Source organism: Nocardiopsis moroccensis (assembly GCF_055763695.1).
This window is the reverse complement of sequence record NZ_CP199747.1, coordinates 1331290-1353675: the sequence shown is the minus strand read 5'-3', so window position 1 is coordinate 1353675 and position 22386 is coordinate 1331290. Positions and strand designations below refer to the sequence as shown.

The following is a 22386-nucleotide window of genomic DNA, read 5'->3' as shown; positions in this document are numbered from 1 at the left end:
GAGGACCCCGTGCACGAGACCACCCTGAGCGAGATCTGCACCTTCTGCTGCGAGGTGGAAGGCGGCGACGACTCCAACCTCTTCTACGACCTGGGCCTGGCCCGGACCCGCACCGACTACGTGCTCCTGGAGAGCGAATACTTCGTCGTCATGCCCTGCATCGGCGCACTCACCGACTGGTACCTACTCATCGTCTCCAAGCGCCACACCCTCTCCGTGGGCTGGCTGGACGAGGCCGAACACGCCGACCTGCGCACCCTCATCCCACAGGTCACCGGCCTCATCCGAGAACGCAGCGGTCTGGACAGCCTCGTCTTCGAACACGGCAGCCTCGACTTCCGCGACAAGGGCGGTGCCTGCTACGACCACACCCACATCCACGTCGTGGCCACCGACCACGACCACCGGCGCTTCCTCGACCACATTCCGGCACCCGTCACCATGCGACCCTGCACGGACTGGATCAGCGCCTCCCGCCGCCTGGTCGAGGAGGAACAACGCTCCTACCTCGCCCTGGGCACACCCGACCAGGACTGGATCGGCACCGCCACCGGAGCGCCCTCCCAGTTCTTCCGCCGCTGCCTGGCCACCTGGATGGGTGCTGAAGAGGGGGAGTGGGACTGGCTCACCTTCCCCCAGACCGACCGGGTCCACCGCATGAGCACGGCCCTCAGCACCAGGTGACCTGTCTCGCCCTCTCACCACGGGATGCTCCGCTCGAACACGGGGCGGGCGCGCGGCCCCGGCATAGGCTGGGGCCCGTGGCCCACACCGAGGACTTCACCGAGCGCGCCCTACGAGCCGTCCACACCGCAGCCCAGGCCCTGGGCGCCCCCGAGACATCGGCTCACGATGGGCCCGAACTGATCCGCATGGGGGAGCGTGCGGTGTTCCGCCTGCGCGACGGAGCCGTCATCGCCCGGGTCGAACGCTCCGCGGCCAGATGGGCGGAGGCCGACAGGGAGGTGCGGGCCGCCCGATGGCTGGCCGAACAGGGCCTGCCGGTGAGCCTCCCCCTGCCCGGCGAACAACCCGTTCTGGCCGAAGGCACCGCCGTCACGCTCTGGGAGGGGGTCCAAGGGGAGTGGACCGTCCCCCAGGAGTTGGCCAAGCTCCTACACGCGCTGCACGGCCTCACCCCGCCGCCCACCCTCGACCTCCCCGAGCTGGACCCCTTCGACCGTGTAGCCGAACGCATCGACTCCGCCCCCGGGCTCAGCCCCACCCAACGCGATCGACTACGTGAGGCCCATCGCGGCCTGGCTGCCCGGTTTTCGGCCACCAAGCCGGTGCTGGGCATCCACGTCATTCACGGCGACGCCAACATCGGCAACGTCCTGGCCACTCCGAACGGGGTTGTGCTCTTCGACCTGGACGGCATCTGCTGGGGCCCACCCGAGTGGGACCTGGTCCTGACCGCCCTCTACCGGGACCTGGGCTGGCACAGTGACGCCGAGTACGCCGACTTCTGCGAGGCCTACGGGTTCGACGTCACCGCCTGGGAGGGTTACCCCCTCTACAAGCAGACCCGGGAACTGCGCATGACTACCTGGCTCGCCCAAAAACGCGGGGAGAGCCCCGAGATCGACGCCGAGATCGACCGGCGCATCAGCGACCTGGCCGACCCGCGACGCCCACGGGCGTGGACCCCCTACTGAGCAGCCGACACCACGGCCCGTGCCTGGTTCAGGAACCGGTCCGCCGTCGGCTGCCCGCAGTAGGGCCGCACACTCCGGGCGAACGAGTTCAGGTAGCCCACGCACCGGGCCGAGGACGTCGCCCGCACCTGCGGCAGCACCACGGAGCCCAGATGGCAGGCCTCCTCGACCTCGCCCTGCTCCAGCACGGCAGCCGCCAACACCAGACGGGTGAAGACCCGGCTGCGCGCGTACTCCTCCCCGATCGAGGACGCCAGGCTCTGCTCCGCCAACCGCCGCGCCACATGGGCATGGCCCAGATCGCGATGGCAGTGGGCGACCTCGTCGGAGTACTCCGCATGGTCGAAGTAACCGATCCACCCCGGATCGGACCCCGGGTCACGTCGACCGAAAGCCCGCTCCGCCTCACTCATCGCCTGGAAACACGCGGACTTGTCCTGCCCGGCGGCGTGGGCACGCGCCTCCATCATCAGGAACTGCGCCCGCATGGTCTGTGTCGCCCGCTCCCCGGCACCGGCCAACGCCGCCCGGGCCAGATCCCGCGCCTCGGCGTGCGCACCGACGTAATTGGCCTGGTGACTCATCGCCGAGAGCACACTCGCCCCGAGAAGCCGGTCACCCGCATGCGCGGCTAGGTCCAGAGCCTGAACAAAGTAGCGCCGGGCGGCCCCGTTGCGCTGGACGTCGTAGGACATCCACGCCAACGAGAGCACGAACTCCGCGGACACCGCGAACAGAGCCCGGCCGACCCTCTCCGCATGGGACTTCCGAAGCAGCGGAACCACCGTGCCGTTGAGGTAGTGCACCGCCGCCGCTCGCGCGTTGTCACCGCCGAAGCGGTTGTCCAAGGCGGAGAATGTCGCTGACGCGCTGCGGATCGCCGCGACCGGACCCTCTGCCACGTGAGCCTCGGCCCCACCGGAGGCGGGCCCTGACACCAGCCAGGAAAGCACCGCGGAACTGACCGCCGAGGCCGGTGGCTGCTCCTCCACACCTGGGACGTCCTCCACGTCCACACCGGCCACCTGCCCCAGGACTTCGGCGGTCTTCTGCGGGGAGCCGTTCAGCGCAAGGCCCAGCTCCGGTGGGACGCGCTCCATCGCAGGGGAAGGGATGTCGTACCCGCGCGTGATGCCCTCGACCACCCGTCGGACGGTCTCCTGCTTCCGTAGCTCCCGCTGGCCGCTCAGGACCCGGGAGACCATCGTCTGGGACAGGTCGCACATCCGCGCGATGGCGTCCTGGGCCAGATCGGTGTGCCGGAGCAAAAGGCGGATCAGCGCGTTGGCGTCCCCTTCGGCCGCGGCCCGCCGCACCTGAGGGATGTGCCAGAACCGCGCGGGAACACAGGAGCAGTCGCCGCTGCCTCGGCATCGACCACAGTTTCCGCAGAACACGGGGGTGCCTTCCACTCGAAACCTCGGGGCGGGTGGGTGGCACAGAAGACTACGGGCGCCAACTCCAGCTCCGCCATGACCGGCTTGTCATGACCACCATGCCCGCACGGTCATGGGGATGTCAGCGATTTCTCCGGACAGTGGCCCTATGACCCCAGCGACAACGTCCAAGACCGGCCCTGTGATTGCGAGGGGCCCACACCGCACCCGTAAGGGGCCCGCACACAGCACCGACCCCGATGGACACTGCGATTCACCGCCACTTTCGAGGACAGAACCCGATTCCTCCGAAACGGGTGACCACAACCTTGCCAGGGGCGCTGTGAGATCTCCGCACGGGTCGAACGAGTTCGGGCCGTTGTTGCCCCGGCCCAGCGCCGATGACGTGGTCGGGCACGGCTACACCGCCTTCCAGGTGGTGCGGTTGGCGGTGTGGGCGGCGCGGGAGTGCCGCTGGGTGAACGGCATGGACATGATCCACCGAGCCGAGACCGCCTGGGAAGCGATCACCGAGCACCTGCAACTGGTTGCAACCCGTCCGCAGGAGACCGAGCTGATCGCCATCGGGTGGAAGGCGATGAAGGCCCAGCACTACCAGGACCTCAAAGCCCACGGACTGGGCGGCAAGGACAAAGCCCTGGTCTCCAGGGCGTTCCTGCGCTACTGGACCAGCGCCTCAGCACCCGCTCACTCCCACGAGGACCTGCTCGTGGACCGCATCGCCTTGGCGCAGATCTGGACCGCCCTCACTCCAGCCCACCGCCAGGTGCTGACCGCGCTGGCCGAACACGACGACCGCCGCCGAGCCGAGCGCGCGGTGAACATGGACACGGCGGCTTTCACCCGGACCTTGGGCCGAGCCAAACGGGCGTTCTTCGCACTGTGGCACGAGGGAGAAACCCCCTCGAAGATGTGGGGCTATGACCGGCCCGGGGCGCGCCACCAGAACGTGATGTACCTGGTGCGGCTGCGCAAGCAGCGCGCCTTGAAGCGCAAGGCCGCAGGCATGGTTCCCCACCAGGGACATCGCCCGCCCAAGGAGTTGGGGGTGCCCAACAGCGAGCTCCTGGCCCGCTTCGAGGGAGGGGAGACCTACGCCTCTCTGGCCCGGGAACTCAGCGTCAACGCGGACCTCATCAGGGCCCGCGTGAACAAAGCCCGCACGGAAAAGGGACTGTCCTCCAACAATCGGGCGATATCGGTGCTGGGCTGAGGAAATCCGCCCTTTTTTCGTACGGGGTTGAAGAACCTCGCTCACCCAAGCGAACATCGACCAGCCCTGCAGGAACAGCGCATTCCTTGCGAGCTTTAGGGGCTTTTGTGCCCTTTGTGCGGTGTGGGTGGGAAGCGCAGTTCCGGGTGGCGTACGACCCCGGGGCCATTGACACCCGCTCAGGCCACACCTTGTTGGAGAACGAAGAAGTGGAGGCGCCCCGACACGGTGCTACGAACACCGCGCCGGGGCTGAATCCCCACCTGGAATCAGCAGGAGGAGATCGTGGAAAAGCATAGCGGGCGGCACCGCAAGCGCCGACAGGGCTGGGGCGAGCACCTGCGTTGGGTGCTGGGGGCGGTGCTCGCCGCCGTGTTCTGCAGCCCGACCGGGCAGAGCACTCGACTCGTGACCGAGGCGCGTCAACCACTGCCGGTGCGGCGTCCTGCCCAAGGCCGTGAACCTGGCCTGGAAGGGACTGCGGGCAGGGTGGGTGTGAAGGTTCCTCGGCCCCGTGCTGGGCAAGCCCCCACGGGCACCCACACAGCCGGGCCGCCGCCCCACCAGCGTGCGTTGTACACGGGGCGGCGCGGGTGGTGTGAGGACGATGACGGGGTGCGCGGGGTACGCCTGTACCTGGCCGTGCACTAGAAGAACCAGCACACCCGGCGTCGTGTGAAAATGGTGCCACCGGCGCCCCGCCAAGAGGTCTTGGCTCCCGTGGCCTCGGGGGCGGCCGGTGGTGAGCCGCCCTTGGACATGAGCGATTTGGCCGCAGTGGTGCGTCAGTGGCAGGCGCTGCGGCAGCCCGTGGCCTGACCTCGCACAGAAGCATCCAGGGCCGTTCCCTTCCAGGGGCGGCCCTGTTTCAATGCCCTGGTCCGCCAGTACCGGAGATAGCGGGATTGTGGGGGCCTGTCGACGTCGTCGACCCACGCGGGGGCAACGAGCGAGACCCGCCCGGCGGTCACCCACACACGCTGACCGTCACAAGAACGCGAAACGGGGCTGTCGAAGGCCTCGTGCTGATGAGTGCATGAAAGGTTTCCTTCAATAAATAAACACCACCGATTCATGCTGAAAAAGAAGCATAGAAAGAAATCAATAACCTGATTCGCGGAGGCTTGCCCGGGGCGCCCCACACCCTCCGTACCCGGTCCGGGGGACTGCGTTGAGGGGCCTGTGAGAGCCAGTGAATCAGTACTCCAACGCACCCTCCACCGACCACTCCAACGACCCCTCCACGCCTGTGGACCCCCTGAAACACTCATTCTCGCAGTTCAGGGTGTGTTCTAGGGGTGTGACTCAAAACCAGACTTAAAGCTCATCTCATTTGGGTTCTCGATAACCTGGCCCGGTGTCGATGATTGAGCGGTTGGTGCCGGACGGACTGTGGGAGCTGTTCCAGCGGGTGGTGCCCGAGGCACCCACCCGACCTCAAGGTGGTGGGCGGCGCAGACACGGAGACCGTGAGGTGTTGGCCGCGATCATCTTCGTGGCGACCACCGGCTGCACTTGGGCCCAGCTCCCACCGGTCTTCGGCCCCTCCGGGCCCACCGCACACCGGCGTTTCAGCGAGTGGAGCCGGGCCCGCGTGTGGGCGAAGCTGCACCGCCTGGTCCTGGACGAACTCGGCTCCCGCGGTGAGCTGGACTGGTCGCGGTGTGCGGTCGACTCGGTCAACATGCGTGCTCTCAAAGGGGGGACCTGACAGGTCCCAATCCTGTCGATCGGGGCAAGAAGGGCGCCAAGATCCACTTGATCACCGATCGGACCGGGCTTCCGATTTCCATGGCGATCTCGGGTGCGAACCTGCACGACAGCCAAGCCCTGCAACCGCTGGTTCGCGCGATACCGCCCATCAGGTCCAGGCGAGGCCGCAGGCGACGCAAACCCGGAAAGCTCCACGGCGACAAGGGCTACGACTACAACCACCTGCGCCGATGGCTGCGCGAACGCGGGATCATCCATCGTCTGGCCCGCAAGGGCGTGGAATCCTCGAAGCGGTTGGGGCGGCACCGTTGGCAGGTCGAGCGCACCATGGCCTGGCTGGCCGGATGCCGCCGACTCCATCGTCGCTACGAGCGCAAGGCTGAGCACTTCCTCGCGTTCGCCGGCATCGCCTGCACGTTGATTTGCTTCCGCAGGCTCACCAAATGAGATGAGCTCTACTGAGTTTTTCTTTAGTTGTGTGGGGTTGGAGGGTGGATCTCCAGCCCGGTATGAGCAAGGAAGGACCATGGGAGTCGGTCGTCTTCACAGACGCGGTTGATACCTCGTTCGGCTGCGTCGGCGACGTCGGCCAGGTGGCCACCGGCCACGTTGGCCAACTCCCGGGCCTTGATGGCCGACCACAGCATCTCCACGGGGTTGAGCTCGGGGGCATAGGCAGGCAGCCGCTCCAGCGCGAGCCAGTCCTGACCCTCCACCCAAGCGCGCATGGCCCGGCTCCAGTGCGCGGAAAGCCCGTCCCAGACCAACACCACGTTTTCGCCCTCGTAGAAGGCCTTGAGCTGTTCGAGTACTGCGATCAGCGCCTCGGTGTCATAGCTGCCCGGACGCAGGTCGAAGCACAACCGCGCCCCACGTCCGGCCTCGGCGGCTCGGTAGCCCAGCGCGGCGGCCATTCCCGCTCGCTTCCAGTTCAACCGGTGGGCCAGGGTGGGGGTGCGGCCACGGGGTGCGTAGGTGCGGCGCACCTGAGGCAGCAGCGAGACACCCGATTCGTCGAGAAAGACGATCCATGCCCGGTTTCTCAAGGCCCCCTTTTGATGCGCGGCCACTCGTGCGACACCCACCGGGCGATCTCGGACTCATCGCGCTCCACAGCCTTGCACTGGGGCCGCTGCAAGCTCCACCCCAACCGCCCAGTCAGCAGCCGCCACACCGAGGCCCGCGACAAACCCACACCACTCGTGCGCTCGACCACCGAACCCACGCGCTCCAACGTCCACAGATCAGAGGCGAACCCGTGCGCCACCGCACCCTCCTCCAAGGCCACACGGATCTGTTCCACCTGCGCATCGGTGAGCTTGCGGGGACGCCCCGTGGGCGGGCGGCGGCGCAGCGCCGCGGTCCCGCCCTGTTCCATCCGCCGCTGCCAGCGCCGCACGCTCTCGGGCGTGACCCCGAGCATGCGCGCGATCTGGGACTGGGAGTGGCCTTGGTCCAGGAGTTCCACCGCACGCATCCGTCGGGCCTCGGCCAGTTGCGGGCGGGTCAGCGGCGAAACGGCTTGTGCGGGGGCAGCGGTTTCAGCTTGGCGGGGCATACCGCCATGCTCACACGACCGAGCTTTCTATACCCACACAACTAACGAAAAACTCAGTAAGGGTTGTCCCGAAATCGTGTCTGACCTGTCAGAGCTGATCCGACGGGCAGCGGAGGTCTGGCCGGGTGGCCGGAACGGGACGACGCTGTTTGCCGTACCTGCTCCTGGAACGGGTTGTATGGTCACGGTGGCGCCCTGGGTGAGGGCTGTGTGCGAGGCGTGAGGCACGAGGCTCACGCACTGACCGCCCGACCCGTGACACCGTGTCTTCGCTGCCAACATGCCCCGTGATCGAGCGGACAGCTCTTGGACGGCCCGTTCACAGGTACGGAAAAAGGACCTGCGAGCACCCCAGACGCCATGCTGGGATGGATCATCATGAACCCTATGCACATCCCGTCCGTCCATGAATCCGACCTTCCGCTCGCGATGGAGCTGAATCTCGCCGAGCACGCCTGCCACCTGCACCGAACCCTCAAGGGTGCGTCCGTTACCGAGACCGACGACCTGCTGATCGCCGACAGCGGTCTCGACGACGACACCTTCAACATCGTCGCGAGGGCCCGCTTCACCCCGGGCACCGCCCCGGCCCGCGTCGCGGAGACGGCCCGGACACTGGCCGCCGCCGGTCGCCCCTTCTCATGGTGGGTGGGCCCTGCCTCCACGCCGGGCAATCTCGCCGAGCATCTTCAGTCCGCCGGGCTGGAGGCGTCGGAAACGGAGGCGGGTATGTGGAAGGACCTGCGCGGCCCCCTCCCCGACGCGCACGTCGACGGCCTGGCGATCCGCCCGGCCACCACTCCGGAACAGCTCGCCGACTACGCCACGGTCCTCGCCGCGAACTGGAACCCGCCCGCCGCCACGGTGCGCCAGTTCTTCGCCGACACCGCCGACTGGGCGCTTGCCGACGACTGCCCCGCCCGCTATCTGGTCGGCTACGTTGACGGCCGGCCCGTCTGCTCGGCCGAGGTCTTCCTGCACGCGGGCGTCGCCGGGATCTACAACATCGCCACCCTCGCCACCGACCGCCGCCGCGGCTATGGCGGCGCCATCACTGCGGCCACCCTGCACACCGCCCGCGAGGCGGGCTACGGGACCGCGGTGCTGCAGGCGTCCGCCGACGGGGAACCCGTCTACCACCGCCTCGGGTTCACCGTCAGCGGCCACTTCACCGAGTACGCCCTCACCCCCTGACCCGTCACGGCAACTGCGCTGCTGCTCACCCACGCCTGGTAGTCCATCGGCAACGCTGCACGCCCGGGGCATCGGCCTGAAGGGCCTCCAGCTTCGACCTCATGTCTGACCAGTGAGAACCACATATGGAGGTCGGAGAGAGAACGCCCTCTCAGCCCACAAGGGCCAGGTTGTGCAGGCGCGCGATGCCGAGCATCGCGTGGTGCACGCCGTCGCTCCTGAGACGGCAGTCGCGCAGGATCTTCCACCCCTTCATGCGGGCGAAGGCGTGCTCGACACGGGCCCTGACCTGTTTGTGGGAGCGGTTGTGCTCTTGCTTCCAGCCCGGCAGTTCGGCGTGGCCGTTCGCGCGGCGGTGGGGAATCACCAGGCCGGTACCCGGATAGCCTCCGTCTGCGATGGTCATCGTGGCACCGACAGCGTCCTTCGCTCCGGATTCCGCCCACGCTCGGCAGTCGTTGCGGTTACCGGGCAGTGGTCGGCCGACCACCACCACGAGGCGGCTGTCGGCATCGATGACGACCTGGTGGTTGGTCGAGTAACGGTAGTTCTTCGACTGCTCGGCCACTGTGTGATCGCGGGTGGGCACGAGAGTGCCGTCCACGATGAGCACAGTGTCCTGGCGGAACCGCCTACGCGGCTGGAAGGCGAGCTTGGGGCCGAGGTGGTCGATAATCCGGGCGGCCGCTGACTTGGAGACGCCGAAGAGCGGACCGAGTTGGCGCAGCGTCAAATTTGTGCGCCAGTACGTAGCAACCAGCAACACTCGATCCTCCAAAGGAAGGCTCCACGGCCGCCCGCGCTGCGATTCGCCTGCGGTCCCGTGGCGCACGTGGGTCACCAACTTGCCGAAGCAGCGTGGGCTCAGCCCAGTGAACGGGGCTATCCAGGACGGCTCCGACGCCGTGATCACACCAGCCACATCAAGAGCATCCCACTGCGATCAGCAGCAACGGGACAACCCTTAGGTTGATCAGTCCAGTCTGCACTTGCGACTTTAGCTTCCTGCTCAGCAGTCCTCGGCTCTGTTGTCCGAATGCGGCCAACCGGCTTGTGTTTGCAGTCGGTCAGGCTCTGCGTGCTGGCGTCACATGAGGTGGATCGGTTGCTCGGTCGAGGGGAAGGTAGTTGCGGGACGCTGCTGCGTGGACAAGGAGCGGACCGGGCGCAGTCGCAGGGTCACGGAACGGCAAAGTGCTCCGCGAGGTCCGCCCTCACCTGCACTCACCTTGTACTGGGGAGCACACGAGGAGCACACAAGCCCCGAAAACGCCGCGAGGACCTCTCCCGAGATCCTCGTGCACCCCGTCTGACCTGGGGTTTTGTGGCGCACCCAGCAGGATTCGAACCTGCGACCGTCGGATGAGAAGTCCGGTGCTCCGTACTTCCTGGTGGGAGCCGGCTTCAACGCCCCGCCTGTGTTACCTGGCCCGGTAGGCCCGGAGCCGGACGGAGGCGGTGACCGCCATGGGGGCGGGGAGCTTCCCGACCCGCTCGGCCAGATCCTCCGGGGTGGTGTGCCGGGCGCTGGGTCCCATGCCAACGACGGTCAGAACATCCTCGTGGGACAACTCCATGGTGAAGCGCACCTGCCTGCTGGCCTCCGGTGAGAAGTGGTCCCCGAGGCTTTCGGCAAGGCGCTCGCCCTTGCGGGGGTCGACGTCCAGCAGCCCCAGGGCGGCCCGGGGCTCGGTGAGGTGGTCGGTTTCGGGGGCGACCACCACGAGCACGCCACCGGGTTTGAGTACGCGGTGGAACTCGGGGGCGTTGCGGGGGGCGAAGACGTTGAGTACGGCGTCGGCGGTGCCGTCGGCGAGCGGCAGAGCGCGCCAGGAGTCAGCGGTGACCGCTCCGCTGCGGGGGTGCGCCCTGGCCGCCTTCCGTGCGGCGAACTTGGAGACGTCGGTGGTCAGGCCGACCGCGTCGGGGAATTCGTCCAGGACCTGGGTGAGGTAGTGGCCGGTGCCGCCGCCGATGTCGACGATGACACTCCCGGCACCGATCCGGGCCGTCGTCAGCTCTTCGGCCAGGGCCAGGCCGATGGGATCGTAGTGCCCGCGGCCCTGGAAGCGGAGGCGGGCGGCGATCATCTCCTTGCTGTCGCCGGTCCCGGGCGGGGTGGCTCCGGTGAGCAGACCCGCGTAGCCCTCCCGGGCGATATTGAAACTGTGCCCGTCCGCGCAGGCCAGGCCACGGGGTCCCCGTTCCAGGTGTCGTCCGCAGACGGGGCAGGTCAGGGAGGCCGCGACGGAGGCGGGCATGCGCAGCTCGGGGCCGGTGTGGGTGTTCGTCATGATCGCGGTCAGCCTACCGGTGCAGCCCGCCTCAGCCCCCACACACCAACACCCACCGCACACCCCAGCTCCATCACCCCCGCACCAGCACCGCCACCGGGTAGGTGTCGAGCACCTCGGCCAGGTGGGCCGTGGTCAGGCCGTCCATCCGGGTCGGGGCGATGGTCCGGCCGGTGAGGCGGTCGGTCCACTCCCCCGGGCCCGAGGGCAGGGGGAGAACCGTGTCGCCCCAGCCGCCCGTGTCGGCCAGGGTCAGCGGCAGTCTGGTCGCCACCACCGCCAGGGCCGGTCGGCGGGAGCCCCGGGTGGTGCGGGCGAAGGCCAGGGCGTGTGCGGCGGAGGACCCCTGCGCGGTCAGCGGAAGGTATCCGGCGGGGCCCAGTTCCCGGCGGGCGGTCAGGCAGGTGCGGAGCAGGTGGAGTTTGGCCGCGCCGCTCTCGTCGACGGGCGGGCGCCACCCCTGTTCGATCCGAGCCAGGAGTGCGGCCCGGGCCTGGTGGTCGACGGGCCTGCGGTTGTCCGGATCGACCAGGGACAGATCCCACAGTTCGGTGCCCTGGTAGACGTCGGGCACGCCCGGGCCCAGGAGCTGGACGGCCTTCTGCCCCAGGGAGTTGCTCCAGCCCGGTTGTTGAAGGGACTCGGCCATGGCCCTGATCTCGGCGTACAGTTCGGTGTCCGCGCGCAGCCGGGCGGGCCAGTCCCGGATCCGGGCCTCGAAGTCGGGGTCCTGCGCGGTCCAGGACGTACCCAGACGGGCTTCCCGCGCCGCCTTGAGCAGGTACTCGACCAGGCGTTCCTCGGACAGGGGCCAGGCCCCCAGGAGGGTCTGCCAGCCAAGGAGGTCGAGCGACGGTTCGGGCAGGGGCGCCCGTGCGCTCCAGCGGCGCACGGCGTCGGCGAAGTCCTCCGGGATCTCCGCAAGGACGGCCAGACGGGCGCGCACGTCCTCGGAGCGTTTGGTGTCGTGGGTGGACAGCGCGGTCATGGTGTACGGCTCGGCGGCCTCGCGTCGGAGATTGGCCTCGTGGAAGGAGTCCGGGTCCACACCGAACCCGGCCGGGTCGCCGCCGACCTCGTTCAGGGCGACGAAGCGGGTGCCCCGGTAGAAGGCGGTGTTCTCGGTGCCCATGGCCACGACCATGCCGCTGGTCTGCTGGACACGGCGGGCGAGTTCACCGCGGGGGTCCTCCCGGACGGTGCGGTCGACGGTTTTCAGGACGGGTTCGAGGTCGGGTCGGCGTTCGGCGGCGGTGCGTACGGCCCGGGCCCAGGCCGATTCGGCTTCGGGCAGGTAGGAACGGTAGACGTCGAAGGAGGTGAGGAGCTCGGCCACGGCCTCCCTCCTGTTCTCGGCCTCCCGACCGTTCTCCTCCCCGCCTTCCCCTTCGGCCAACAGCGCGGCGATCCGGCTCACCTCGGCGCGCAGCAGTTCCGCCGCGGCGTGGGAGCGGGCCTGGTGGTCGATGGCACCGGTGTCGGTGGGAACGCCCCGCTCCCGTGCCAGAGCGGTCAGGGCGGGCTCGGCGTCGGGGGCGACGAACACCCCGCAGATCTCCCTCAGGGCGTCGTAACCGGTGGTTCCGGCGACCGGCCAGGAGTCGGGCAGGGACTCGCCGGGGGCGAGGATCTTCTCCACCACGATCCATCCGTCGAAGCGCTCGGCGAGGCGGCGCAGGTAGCCGCCGGGGTCGCTGAGACCGTCGACGTGGTCCACCCGGAGGCCGTCGGCCCCGTCCTGCGCCGCCCAGCGGAGGATCTCGGCGTGGGTGGCGTCGAAGACGCCCGGCTCCTCGACTCGGACGGCGGCGAGGTGGTCGACGTCGAAGAAGCGGCGGTAGTTGAGTTCACTGTCGCCCCGCCGCCAGGAGACCAGCCGGTAGTGCTGGCGTTCGTGCACGTCGGCGGCGCTGTCGCCGGGGGTGTACGTGCCCGGCGCCAGTGGGAAGCGTTTGTCGGAGTAGACGAGGTGGCCGTCGGCGAGGGTGAGTTCGGCCAGGGCCGCCCGGCCATCGTCCCCGTCGTCGCCAAGGACGGGCACCAGTATCGGCCCGGAGTCGAAGTCCACGTCGAAGCAGCGTGCGTAGACCGAGTCCCGGCCGTGCGCGAGGACGTCCCACCACCACGGGTTGGCGTCGGGGCGGGCCACGGACATGTGGTTGGGCACGATGTCGATGACCACCCCCATGCCGAGTGCGTGCGCCCGCGCGGCGAGTTCTTCGTGGGCTTGTTCACCGCCGAGGGCCTCGGAGACCCGTGTGGGATCCACCACGTCGTAGCCGTGGTCGGATCCGGGGGTCGCGGTGAGGATGGGTGACAGGTACACGGCACCGACGCCGAGCCGATGCAGGTGCTCGAGCAGATCGGCCGCCTCGGCCAGGCCGAACCCGGGCCGGAGCTGGAGCCGGTAGGTCGACGTAGGCGTCGCGGACCTGTTCATGGAACCGTTCGTGGACCCGTCCCGGGGGTCGCTGTGCGCACTCATCACGGGGGATCACTGCCCGTCGGATCGGCGTGTCATGCGCGTGCGGACCCGCCCCGTTCCTGTCCGTTGCCGCACCGTTCCGACTTCCGTTCCCCCTCCGCCCCGGCTGGTCCCGGGGCCACGAGCACGAACCTTCACCGATGAAAAACCCTTAGTTCACCTTTTGTCCATCTGGAGTCCCCCGAAGCGCCACGGATACGTCCTGTTCCGCACACACCCGCGTTGGGAAAGGTGGTCCGGCAATGGTTAAATTCTTCGGCGGTGTTCCATTACCAGCGACAACGCGCCGGGAACCGGTCGCGAGCGGTGAAGACAATCAGGACCACCGACACCGACGAAGGGGATAGAAGCAGCGTGCTCCCGTCCAACAAGCGCACCCGCACCCAGTCCCGCTCCCAGCTCCACCCCCGGCACCGTTCGGGCGCCTACCGGGGCGCGGCCTCGGCCGCGCTGGCCGGGCTACTGCTGGCGACGACGGCCTGCGGCAGCGACGAGGCCGTCCAGGGCGCGGCCCCGGCGGTCCCCGACGATCTGGAGTGCTTCTCCGGCAGCCTGGACGGCGCCGGCTCCAGCGCCCAGGAGAACGCGATGACGACGTGGATCGCGGGTTACCAGTCCGCCTGCGAGGACGCGCGCATCTACTACGACTCGATCGGTTCGGGCGGTGGCCGCAACCAGTTCATCGACGGCGCGGTGACCTTCGCCGGGACGGACGCGGCGATGGACCCCGAGGAGAACGAGGACGCCCTGGAGCGTTGCGGTGGCTCCGACACCATCAACCTGCCCGCCTACGTGGTGGCGATCGCGGTGGTGTTCAACCTGGAGGGGATCGACTCGCTGAACCTCCGCCCGGACACCCTGGCGCGGATCTTCAACCAGGACATCACGCACTGGAACGACCCGGAGATCGCGCAGGACAACCCCGAGGCCGACCTGCCCGACCTGCCGATCACCCCGGTCAACCGGGCTGACGACTCCGGCACCACGGAGAACTTCACCAACTACCTCTCGGCGGCCGCGGACGACTCCTGGCCGCACGAGCCCGGCGGCCAGTGGCCGATCACCCCCCGCGAGTCCGCCCAGGGCAACAGCGGTATCGCCGACACCGTCTCACGGGCGGAGGGCGCCATCGGATACGTGGAGATGTCCCACCTGCACGGTCTGTCCGCGGTGAGCATCGGCGTGGGCGGGGAGTTCGTCGAGATCGCCCCCGAGGCGGCAGCCCAGGTCGTGGCCGACTCCCCCCGCCGCGAGGAGAACACCAGCGAGTACGACCTCGCGCTGGACCTGGACTACGGCACCACCGAGCCGGGCAGTTACCCGATGGTCCTGGTCAGCTACGAGACGGTGTGCCTGAACTACCCGGACCCGAAGGAGGCCGAGCGGGTCAAGGCGTTCCTGAGGTACGTGGTGAGCCCCGAGGGGCAGCAGGAAGTCTCCGCGGAGACCGACTCGACCCCGGTCAACGACTCCCTGCGCGCCGACCTGCTGGCCTCCATCGAGGCGATCGGCTCCTGATCCGGCCCCGGCGGGTCCGGCCCTTCGGACGGGTGTCCTCGGCCACCTATCCGGCAGCGGTCGGGCCCCCGGGCCCGGTCTCCTCGTCCCACTCGTCGGGCATCTCCCGCCCGGAGGCGCGGCAGGCGCGGTGCCACAGGGAGCGCAACACGGCGCCCAGCCCCCGTCTGCGCGGTCGCTCCGAGCCCTCGTTCCGCACCCTGCCGCCCCGGGCCCTTCCCCTGCCGGACCGGGAGCCCTTTGCACCCTTCCCGGCCCTGTCCGCTCCGCCGACCGCCCTGTCGTCCCCCGCCCCGCGAACCCCGCCGGTCCTGTTGACTCCGTCGACCCGGTCGGCCGCCGGAGGGCCGGGAACCGGCCAGGCACCGCCGCCGGGCCGGGGCGCGGGCGGGACCGAGCGGTGCAGGGTCAGGTCGGTGAGAGTGCCCTCGCCCCCGTGGATCCGGTAACGGCCGTGCAGTTCGGCGACCACGTCGGCCAGGTCCTCCTCCTCGCCGCACACCCGCATGGCGCGGGCCAGGGCCCGGGTGCGCCACAGCCGCACCCCGGCGTCGCGGGTGGGCGCGGCGGCGAGGAAGAGTTCGGTGAGCCCGGCGCGGGCGCGTTCGGCGCTGGCGAGAAGGCGGGACAGGGCCAACTCCCCGAGCCCCCAGGCGACCGGCACCTGGAGGAGGAAGGGTGAGGGGAACCCGGTCCTCGGTGCGGCAGAGGCGAAGGAGACGCGCGGTTCACGCAGGTAGTTGGCCTGGACGAGGCGCAGGTCCAGGTGGGGGCCCTCGCGTCCCCCCGGGGCCGCCCGGGCACCCTCCCAGTCGGCGACCAGGGTCACGACCAGGTCGGTCTCGGTGCCGTTGAGGAGCCGGTCCACGCAGCCGCGTACCAGGTCGTAGGGGGCTCCGGCCACGTCCACCACGGCGTGCACCAGCGGGGTGCGTCGGCGCTGCACGGGGACCCGCTCCCGGTAGGCGTGCGGGTGCGGCATGAGTTCGGCCAGGACCTCGGTGCGGAAGCGTTCCGAGGGCAGACGGGTGCGGGCCGTGGAGGCCGGTCCCACGTGCCAGGCGGTGGCGTCGCGCTCGGGGACCATGACCGCCCCGGCCTGCCACAGCCGGTAACCGAACTCTGTGTCCTGCCCCAGGTCGAGGTCGGGGTCCACGCCTCCGGCCGCCTCGTAGAGGCTGCGCCGCACGGCGGCTGCGGCGCCCAGGTAGGCGTGGAAGCCGAGGTGGTCGGCGTCGCGCAGGTGGTCGCTCTGGTCGAGGAGGTGCTCGATCCAGTCGTGGCGTCCCCCGGTGTCCAGTTCACGGTGCAGCTCGCCCGCCCGGGCCGCCGCGAGGACGCCCTCGGGGCCGCGGGGTTCGGCGTCGGTGAAGCGGACCCGGCCGAGGGTGACGCACTCGGCGTGGGTGTGGTGCCAGCGGGCCTGGGCCTCGACGAACTCGGGGCAGGCGACCATGTCGGCGTCCATCCACATCAGGATGTCGCCGGTGCTGGCGTGCGCCCCGTAGGCACGGGCGTATCCGGCCCCCCAGCCGCCATCGGGCGCGGCCACCACACGGCAGCTCCCGGGGCGCAGGTCGGGCAGGCTCAGGGGCGGCGCGGAGTGGTCGTCGACGACCACGACCTCGAACAGGTGCGCCGGGTAGGTCTGGGCGCACAGGGCTGCCAGGGTGAGGTCGAGACTGCCCTGGCCGCCCCTGGCGGGGATGATGACGCTGACACTGAGTTCCGGTGTCCAGCGGCCGATGGCGGGGGGTGTCAGCGCACTCCAGTCGTTGCGGAAGACACGGGCCGAGACCCGCTCCACCCGGCCGCGGTGCGACACCCCGTCAACATGAGACCCTACGTGCTTATTCAGTGACACAGAGTCACTATAGCGATGCCTGGGGACCCGGAGTGAGACTCGGCGCACCGAATGTCCCCTCCGATTTGGTCTTTCAGTACGGCATGTCCGCCCCTCGGCCCACCCGGGCCGGACCGAGCCGACCGCCTGGACCAGAACCCCCGAAGCAGCCTCTCGGCCCCTTCCTCCGGTTCGGCTTCCGGAGTTCATCCGGTTCAGCTCCCCGAGCGGGCGTCCGCCTTCAGCATCCTGACGCCGAGGAAGACGACCCCGGCGACCAGAGCGATCATGACGAGCCAGACCAGCAGGCCGACGATCGCCGACAGCAGCCAGAAGAGGGCGATCACGGCCGCGACACCGGCGGCGACCCTGAGCAGTAGACGTCCCATGCGCGGAAGAATACGCGACCGCACTCCCGGCCGGGACCCCGGCCCGTGGGGCGACCCCGGCCCGCACCCCAGGCGCAGGGGGCGGGCCGGGGACCGGTCAGGCCGGACGGACGGCACCGGTGAAGACGCCGTCCCAGTAGGCGGCCAGCGAGACCTCCTCCAGCGGCTTGGACGGGTTGGAGCCGTGGATCATCATGCCGTTACCGGAGTAGATGCCCACGTGGCTCGGGGCCGAGGCGCTGTAGAAGAACATCAGGTCACCGGGCTGGAGCTGGTCGCGCGAGACCGGGGTCCCGGCGTTGACCTGGTCATAGGTGGTGCGCGGCAGGTTCACGCCCGCCTGGGCCCAGGCGGCCTGGGTGAGGCCGGAGCAGTCGTAGCCGTCGGGACCGGTACCGCCCCACACGTAGGGCTTGCCGATCTGGGCCCGGGCGAAGTCCAGGACCGCCTGGACGTCACCGGACACGGCGGCGGTGCTCCCCGAGGATCCGCTGCCTCCGCCACCACTGCCGTCTGCGGCCTCGGCGGCGATCGGATCGACGCCGCCCAGGCTCTCCAGCACCTCGGCCTGCTCGTCCAGGGCGGTCTCGCCCTCGGACATGGCGGTCTCGGCGGCTTCCAGGGACTCGGCCGCGGCCTCCTCGGTCGCCTCCGCCGCGTTGTACAGCTCCTCGGCGTGCTCGACGCCGCTCACGTAGTCGGCGAGCACCGTCTGCTGCCCCGCGGAGAGGTAGTCGAGGTCAGCGATGTTCTGCAGGGCGGTGTCGGCCTCACCGCCGAAGAGGACGCCCATGGAGCTGTGGGTGGCACCGGTGTAGGCGCCCTGCACGATCACGGAGACCTGACCGGAAGCGGCTTCCAGCTCCTCCTGGGCCTGCTCCAACTGCGTCTGGAGGTCCTCCAGCTCGGTCTGGGCCGAGGAGTGGTCCTCCTGCGCCTCGTTGTAGGCGGCGTTCAGCTCGGAGAGCTCCTCCTGAAGCTCCTCGTAGCGCTCACGGGCCTCCGACTCCGAGGGGTCGGCCAGCGCCACCCCGGAGGAGAGCACCACGGCACCGAGGGCGACGAAGCCGACCGTGGTCAGACGACGGGTGGGTTCAAGATTGCGGGTCAAAGCACCGACTGCCTTTCTCCCATACCCGTTTACCGGCACTTGAACATCCCGAAGGCACGCCGAGGGACGGCGCGGGGATGCGTGGCGAGGGGGATCCGGCGGCGGCGAGAGGTGCCGTGAGAGATCGCCGGGCGTCGTGACGGCCCCTGCTCATGGGAAAAGGACAGCTGTTGAGCAGGGTGCAACGGCGGGTCGGACGCTGCCACCCTGGTGGTGACGAACTAGGACAATCCGACCTGGGGGAACACTAATTCATCCCTGGGACCGGACGCGACCCTTTCGTTACCTCCCGCTGGGCAACCCGCTTGCCCCGCGAGGACCACGTCCTCCCCGGGAAGTCCGCCACGAGCGCGGCTGAGGGCGCCTCATTCCCTCGCAGAGCACACCAAAACCAGACCAAGCCCCGATTTGACCGTGATGCGTCTCACATCAAATCGGGGAAGGGGGCGGGCGCCCGCGGCGCCCGCCCCCGCGCAGGTCACAGGTAGCGAGCCCACCAGTCCAGGATCGCCTCGAACCGGGCCACCCGGTGGCTGGGCAGGCCCGAACGCGACAGCTCGTGCCCCTCGCCCGGGAACAGCAGCATCTCGGTCTCGACCCCGCGCCGCTTGAGCGACACGAACAGGCGCTGGGCCTGTTCGACGGGGCAGCGCCAGTCCTGTTCGGAGTGGATGATCAGGAACGGTCCCTCGATCCGGTCCGCGTAGGTGAGCGGGCTCTCCTCGTGCCAGCTCTGCGGCGGTCCGTACAGCGGCTCCGGGAAGAGGGAGCCGATGTCGGAGGACCCGTGGAAGCTGTCGATCGCGTTGACCGCCCGCTCACTGATCGCGGCGCGGAAGCGCTCGCCGTGGTGGGCTGCGATCCACGTGGTCATGAAACCGCCGTGCGAACCGCCCATCACCCCCACCCTGGAGGCGTCCAGCCGATCGTCCTCGAGCGCCTTGTCCAGGAAGGCCAGGACGTCGATCGAGGTCACGGCGCCCACCGAGCCGATGATCGCCCGGGCGTACTCCTGACCGTAACCCGCCGAACCGCGCGGGTTGCAGTAGACCACCGCGTACCCGGCCGCCGCGTAGACCTGGGTCTCGTCGAAGAGCTGCCAGCCGTACTGGGCGAACGGGCCGCCGTGGATCATCAGCACCACCGGATGGGGCCCCTCGCCCTCGGGCACCGCCACCCAGCCGTGGACCTCGTTGCCGTCCCCGGTGCGGGCGGTCAGCTCGACCACCGGCAGCGGATCCAGCACCTGGTCGGTGAAGGAGGTCAGGGCCCGGACGTCCGCGCCCTCCCCCGCGACCGCGTACAGCTCTCCACTGTCGCGCTCGCCTGCGGCCACCGCGACGGTGACCCCACCCGCGTGGTCGAAGCCCTTCACCTCGACGCGCCCGCCCACCAGGGTGGTGCGCACACCGCCCGGAGTGATCCGGTACAGCTCGACCGCCCCGCGGTTCTCACCGGCCACCAGGACACCGTGGTCCGTCATCCGGGCACGCGTGCCGGGCGAGAGCACGGTCCGCGGGTCCTCGGTGCCGGTCAGCCGCCGGGGAGCCTCGGAGCCGTCGAAGGGGACCGACCACAGGCCGGACGCCCGGCCCACGAAGTCATCACCCTCCGGGCCCAGCTCATCACCAAGGAAGTACACGGTGGCACCGTCCCCGGACAGGCTCGGGGCCCCCGCGTCCAGGTCGCCCCGGGTGATCCTGCGCAGCTCCGCACCGGGCTCGGGGGCGCAGGTCCACACGTCCGTGTACAGGTCGGTGTCGCGGCTCGGGTGCAGGGCCGCGTCGAACACCAGGCCGCTGCCGTCCGGGGTCCAGACCGGCTGGCCGTGGTCGGCGTCCCCCTCGGTGATCCGGGCCGGCTCGCCCGCCTCGCCGGAGGGGTCGATCGGAGCGCTGACGAAGATGTGCCGGCGCCGGTCGTTGGTGAACCCGAGGCCGTCGGCCCGGTACTTCAGGGCGGTGATCCGGCGCGGCGGCTCGTTGTCCGGGGCGCCGTCCACATAGCGCTTCTCCTCCGGCACCCGCGCGTTGTAGGCCAGGCGGGTGGAGTCGGGGCTCCAACTGAACGGGCCCGCTCCGAGGGGGTGGCCGGTGACCTTCCACGGCTCACCGCCGTCGGCGGGCAGCACGTGGATCTGCGCGTGACTGTCCTCGTCCGGACGGAGGAAGGCGATCCAACGGCCGTCGGGTGAGAAGAGCGGGGAGCTGTCACGTGTACCCCGGGTGAGCTTGCGGGGCGGCTCGGAACCGTCGGTGGGCACGCTCCACAGGGAGCCGGGGTAGGCGTCCTCCTCCAGGTCGGGCCGGGTTACGGCGAAGACCGCGCGGCTGCCGTCGGGGGACAGCGAGGGGGCGCCGATGCTGTGCAGGCGGGCGATGTCAGCGGGTTTCATACACGAGTGGCGGCCGAGCCCGAGGGCTCGTCCGCCGTCTCCTTCCCTTGGGTACTGGGATCCCGGTGGCCCGGTCAGGCCTCCGATCAGGGGGCCATCCCACCCGGACCCTATCGATGCACAACCGGGCAGATCCAGGCCTTTCCGGCTTTTCGGTCACCGCTGGGGCGCTCCGTACCTCAGTGCCCCCGGTCGGTCTCCAAACGCGTGCAGACCCAGCGCCCGCCCTCCCTGCGCAGCCGGAACGCGAACACCCGCGAGCGCCGGTCACAGTCGATCACGGCGCTGGCCTCCACCCCCGACGCGCCCAGCGGTTGGTGGAACACCCTGGCCAGACGGGGCGCCATGGCGCACCCGACCGTGCCGCGCAGACGACGCAGCTCCTCCCGGACCGGCACCGTCACCTGGTTGCGCAGCACCTCCGGGGCACGCCTGCCGACAAGGACCTCGGCCATCTGCTGGGCCAGCCTGTGCACGTCCCCGGGGGTCCGGTGGCCCGCCAGCAGGGGTGCCCCGCACCGGCCCACCGACATGCCCCGGACAGGGGTGCGCGCGGGGGTGCGCGCCGGCCGCCAGGGGTGGGCGGACGCGCGGACGCAGAGCGGACGCCGACAGGGGTGACCGTGGGAGGAGTGCGACATGAACAGATCCCTTCCGAGGAGGAACGAAGCCCTTACCCCCTACAAGGAGCCGCCGACCGGACGCCCGTGCCACCTGGAATTCCAGCTTTCCCCGGCAGTCGACACGAGGGCCCCGGCCCGAGCACCCCCCGCCCGGGAACCGTCATACTTCAAGACGTGACACACGCGTACCTTTCCTCCCCCGTACCCGTCGCCCTCGCCCACCGCGGCGGATGGCTCACCGACGACCAGGGCGAGCGCCGCACCGAGCTGGAGAACACGGCCGTGGCCTTCCAACACGCCGTGGACCTGGGCTACACGTACCTGGAGACGGACGTGCACGCCACCAGGGACGGCGTGCTCATGGCCTTCCACGACGACACCCTGGACCGCACCACCGACCGGCCGGGCGCCATCTCCGAACTGCCGCACGGCGAGGTCGCCCGCGCCCGTGTCGCGGGCAAGGAGCCGGTGCCCCTGCTGGAGGACCTGCTCGGCACCTGGCCCCAGGCGCGTTTCAACATCGACCTGAAGTCGGACGGCGCCGTCCTGCCCCTGCTGGAGGTGCTCCGCCGCACCAACGCCTGGGACCGGGTGTGCGTGGGCTCCTTCGACCAGGACCGCCTGAACCGGGCCCGCCGCCTCTACGGCCCCCGGGTCGCCACGTCCTGTGGCCCGGTGGACGTGGCCCGGCTCCGACTGGCCTCCCTGTCCCCGGTTCTGCGCCCGGTCGCCGGCCGTGTCCCGGTCTGCGCCCAGATCCCCCTGAGCCACAACGGGTTCCCCCTGCTCAGCCGGGACGTCATCCGCACCGCGCACCGGCTCGGCATGCAGGTCCACGTGTGGACCATCAACGACACCGAGGTGATGGAACGCCTGCTCGAAGCGGGGGTGGACGGAATCGTCACCGACAACACCGTCGGGCTGCGCGAGCTGCTCCTGCGACGCGGCCGCTGGAACCGGAGCCACCCCAGAACCCCGAAGAACGGATAGCCCTG

18 protein-coding genes are annotated in these 22386 nt (G+C 69.8%); 7 read left to right on the top strand and 11 right to left on the bottom strand.

Annotated elements, in window-relative coordinates; genetic code table 11:
• Positions 1 to 9: 9 nt before the first annotated feature.
• Both ACUKCB_RS05640 and ACUKCB_RS05635 read left to right on the top strand, forming a co-directional pair.
• Positions 10 to 684 carry an HIT family protein gene (locus tag ACUKCB_RS05640; protein ID WP_473039400.1) on the top strand — a complete coding sequence of 225 codons (675 nt, stop codon included), beginning with the start codon at positions 10 to 12 and terminating at the stop codon, positions 682 to 684.
• Between the two features lie 77 nt (positions 685 to 761).
• Positions 762 to 1658, top strand: a complete 897-nt coding sequence (locus ACUKCB_RS05635; RefSeq protein ID WP_473039399.1) for a phosphotransferase enzyme family protein — start codon at positions 762 to 764, stop codon at positions 1656 to 1658.
• On the opposite strand, the gene ACUKCB_RS05630 is transcribed toward ACUKCB_RS05635, so the two are convergent.
• The gene (locus ACUKCB_RS05630; protein WP_473039398.1) at positions 1652 to 2974 is read right to left on the bottom strand and encodes a hypothetical protein; all 1323 of its coding nucleotides are present in this window, start codon (positions 2972 to 2974) and stop codon (positions 1652 to 1654) included. The genes ACUKCB_RS05635 and ACUKCB_RS05630 overlap by 7 nt on opposite strands.
• A gap of 403 nt (positions 2975 to 3377) precedes the next feature.
• Here ACUKCB_RS05630 and ACUKCB_RS05625 point away from each other — a divergent pair, with 403 nt between their 5' ends.
• Both ACUKCB_RS05625 and ACUKCB_RS05620 read left to right on the top strand, forming a co-directional pair.
• Complete coding sequence (locus ACUKCB_RS05625) at positions 3378 to 4268, top strand: hypothetical protein (protein ID WP_473039397.1); 891 nt, start codon at positions 3378 to 3380, stop codon at positions 4266 to 4268.
• 1363 nt (positions 4269 to 5631) lie between these two features.
• A protein-coding gene (locus ACUKCB_RS05620) for an IS5 family transposase (protein WP_473040936.1) occupies positions 5632 to 6428 on the top strand; the annotation gives its coding sequence in 2 pieces (ribosomal slippage) (positions 5632 to 5968 and positions 5968 to 6428; 798 coding nt in all).
• A gap of 23 nt (positions 6429 to 6451) precedes the next feature.
• Here ACUKCB_RS05620 and ACUKCB_RS05615 read toward each other — a convergent pair.
• Positions 6452 to 7027: a transposase gene (locus tag ACUKCB_RS05615; protein WP_473039396.1), complete on the bottom strand. Its 576-nt coding sequence runs from the start codon at positions 7025 to 7027 to the stop codon at positions 6452 to 6454.
• On the bottom strand, positions 7024 to 7539 hold the full coding sequence (locus tag ACUKCB_RS05610; RefSeq protein ID WP_473039395.1) for a helix-turn-helix domain-containing protein: 516 nt from the start codon (positions 7537 to 7539) through the stop codon (positions 7024 to 7026). Before ACUKCB_RS05610 ends, ACUKCB_RS05615 begins: the two co-directional genes overlap by 4 nt.
• Before the next feature lie 387 nt (positions 7540 to 7926).
• Here ACUKCB_RS05610 and ACUKCB_RS05605 point away from each other — a divergent pair, with 387 nt between their 5' ends.
• Positions 7927 to 8733: a GNAT family N-acetyltransferase gene (locus ACUKCB_RS05605; protein ID WP_473039394.1), complete on the top strand. Its 807-nt coding sequence runs from the start codon at positions 7927 to 7929 to the stop codon at positions 8731 to 8733.
• Between the two features lie 151 nt (positions 8734 to 8884).
• Here ACUKCB_RS05605 and ACUKCB_RS05600 read toward each other — a convergent pair whose 3' ends face one another.
• From ACUKCB_RS05600 to treY, 3 genes are all read right to left on the bottom strand, one after another.
• Entirely contained in the window at positions 8885 to 9655 is a 771-nt protein-coding gene (locus tag ACUKCB_RS05600; protein WP_473039392.1) for a transposase, read from the bottom strand.
• Positions 9656 to 10154: 499 nt separating this feature from the next.
• Positions 10155 to 11027, bottom strand: a complete 873-nt coding sequence (locus ACUKCB_RS05595) for a putative RNA methyltransferase (RefSeq protein WP_473039391.1) — start codon at positions 11025 to 11027, stop codon at positions 10155 to 10157.
• 73 nt (positions 11028 to 11100) lie between these two features.
• A complete protein-coding gene (treY, locus tag ACUKCB_RS05590) occupies positions 11101 to 13467 on the bottom strand; it encodes a malto-oligosyltrehalose synthase (protein ID WP_473039390.1) in 2367 nt (788 codons plus the stop codon).
• A 399-nt stretch (positions 13468 to 13866) separates the two neighbouring features.
• On the opposite strand from treY, the gene pstS reads away from it, so the two are divergent.
• Positions 13867 to 15030, top strand: a complete 1164-nt coding sequence (gene pstS / locus ACUKCB_RS05585; RefSeq protein ID WP_473039389.1) for a phosphate ABC transporter substrate-binding protein PstS — start codon at positions 13867 to 13869, stop codon at positions 15028 to 15030.
• A 46-nt stretch (positions 15031 to 15076) separates the two neighbouring features.
• Here pstS and ACUKCB_RS05580 read toward each other — a convergent pair whose 3' ends face one another.
• The 5 genes from ACUKCB_RS05580 to ACUKCB_RS05560 all read right to left on the bottom strand — a co-directional run bounded on the left by ACUKCB_RS05580 (position 15077) and on the right by ACUKCB_RS05560 (position 21409).
• Positions 15077 to 16837: a glycosyltransferase family 2 protein gene (locus ACUKCB_RS05580; RefSeq protein ID WP_473040935.1), complete on the bottom strand. Its 1761-nt coding sequence runs from the start codon at positions 16835 to 16837 to the stop codon at positions 15077 to 15079.
• A 251-nt stretch (positions 16838 to 17088) separates the two neighbouring features.
• On the bottom strand, positions 17089 to 17262 hold the full coding sequence (locus ACUKCB_RS05575; RefSeq protein WP_473039388.1) for a hypothetical protein: 174 nt from the start codon (positions 17260 to 17262) through the stop codon (positions 17089 to 17091).
• Positions 17263 to 17359: 97 nt separating this feature from the next.
• Positions 17360 to 18373, bottom strand: a complete 1014-nt coding sequence (locus ACUKCB_RS05570) for a C40 family peptidase (RefSeq protein WP_473039387.1) — start codon at positions 18371 to 18373, stop codon at positions 17360 to 17362.
• Between the two features lie 478 nt (positions 18374 to 18851).
• Positions 18852 to 20768, bottom strand: a complete 1917-nt coding sequence (locus tag ACUKCB_RS05565) for a S9 family peptidase (RefSeq protein WP_473039386.1) — start codon at positions 20766 to 20768, stop codon at positions 18852 to 18854.
• Between the two features lie 179 nt (positions 20769 to 20947).
• Complete coding sequence (locus ACUKCB_RS05560) at positions 20948 to 21409, bottom strand: Rv3235 family protein (RefSeq protein WP_473039385.1); 462 nt, start codon at positions 21407 to 21409, stop codon at positions 20948 to 20950.
• Positions 21410 to 21565: 156 nt separating this feature from the next.
• Between ACUKCB_RS05560 and ACUKCB_RS05555 the strand changes: the two genes are divergently transcribed.
• Entirely contained in the window at positions 21566 to 22381 is an 816-nt protein-coding gene (locus ACUKCB_RS05555; protein ID WP_473039384.1) for a glycerophosphodiester phosphodiesterase family protein, read from the top strand.
• Positions 22382 to 22386: the final 5 nt, after the last annotated feature.

Bases quoted from the DNA above. Each gene is read 5' to 3' on its own strand.
- ACUKCB_RS05610 (WP_473039395.1), bottom strand. From the start codon at position 7,539: ATGCCCCGCCAAGCTGAAACCGCTGCCCCCGCACAAGCCGTTTCGCCG.
- ACUKCB_RS05605 (WP_473039394.1), top strand. From the start codon at position 7,927: ATGCACATCCCGTCCGTCCATGAATCCGACCTTCCGCTCGCGATGGAG.
- ACUKCB_RS05595 (WP_473039391.1), bottom strand. From the start codon at position 11,027: ATGACGAACACCCACACCGGCCCCGAGCTGCGCATGCCCGCCTCCGTC.
- treY (WP_473039390.1), bottom strand. From the start codon at position 13,467: ATGAACAGGTCCGCGACGCCTACGTCGACCTACCGGCTCCAGCTCCGG.
- ACUKCB_RS05575 (WP_473039388.1), bottom strand. From the start codon at position 17,262: ATGGGACGTCTACTGCTCAGGGTCGCCGCCGGTGTCGCGGCCGTGATC.
- ACUKCB_RS05565 (WP_473039386.1), bottom strand. From the start codon at position 20,768: ATGAAACCCGCTGACATCGCCCGCCTGCACAGCATCGGCGCCCCCTCG.
- ACUKCB_RS05560 (WP_473039385.1), bottom strand. From the start codon at position 21,409: ATGTCGCACTCCTCCCACGGTCACCCCTGTCGGCGTCCGCTCTGCGTC.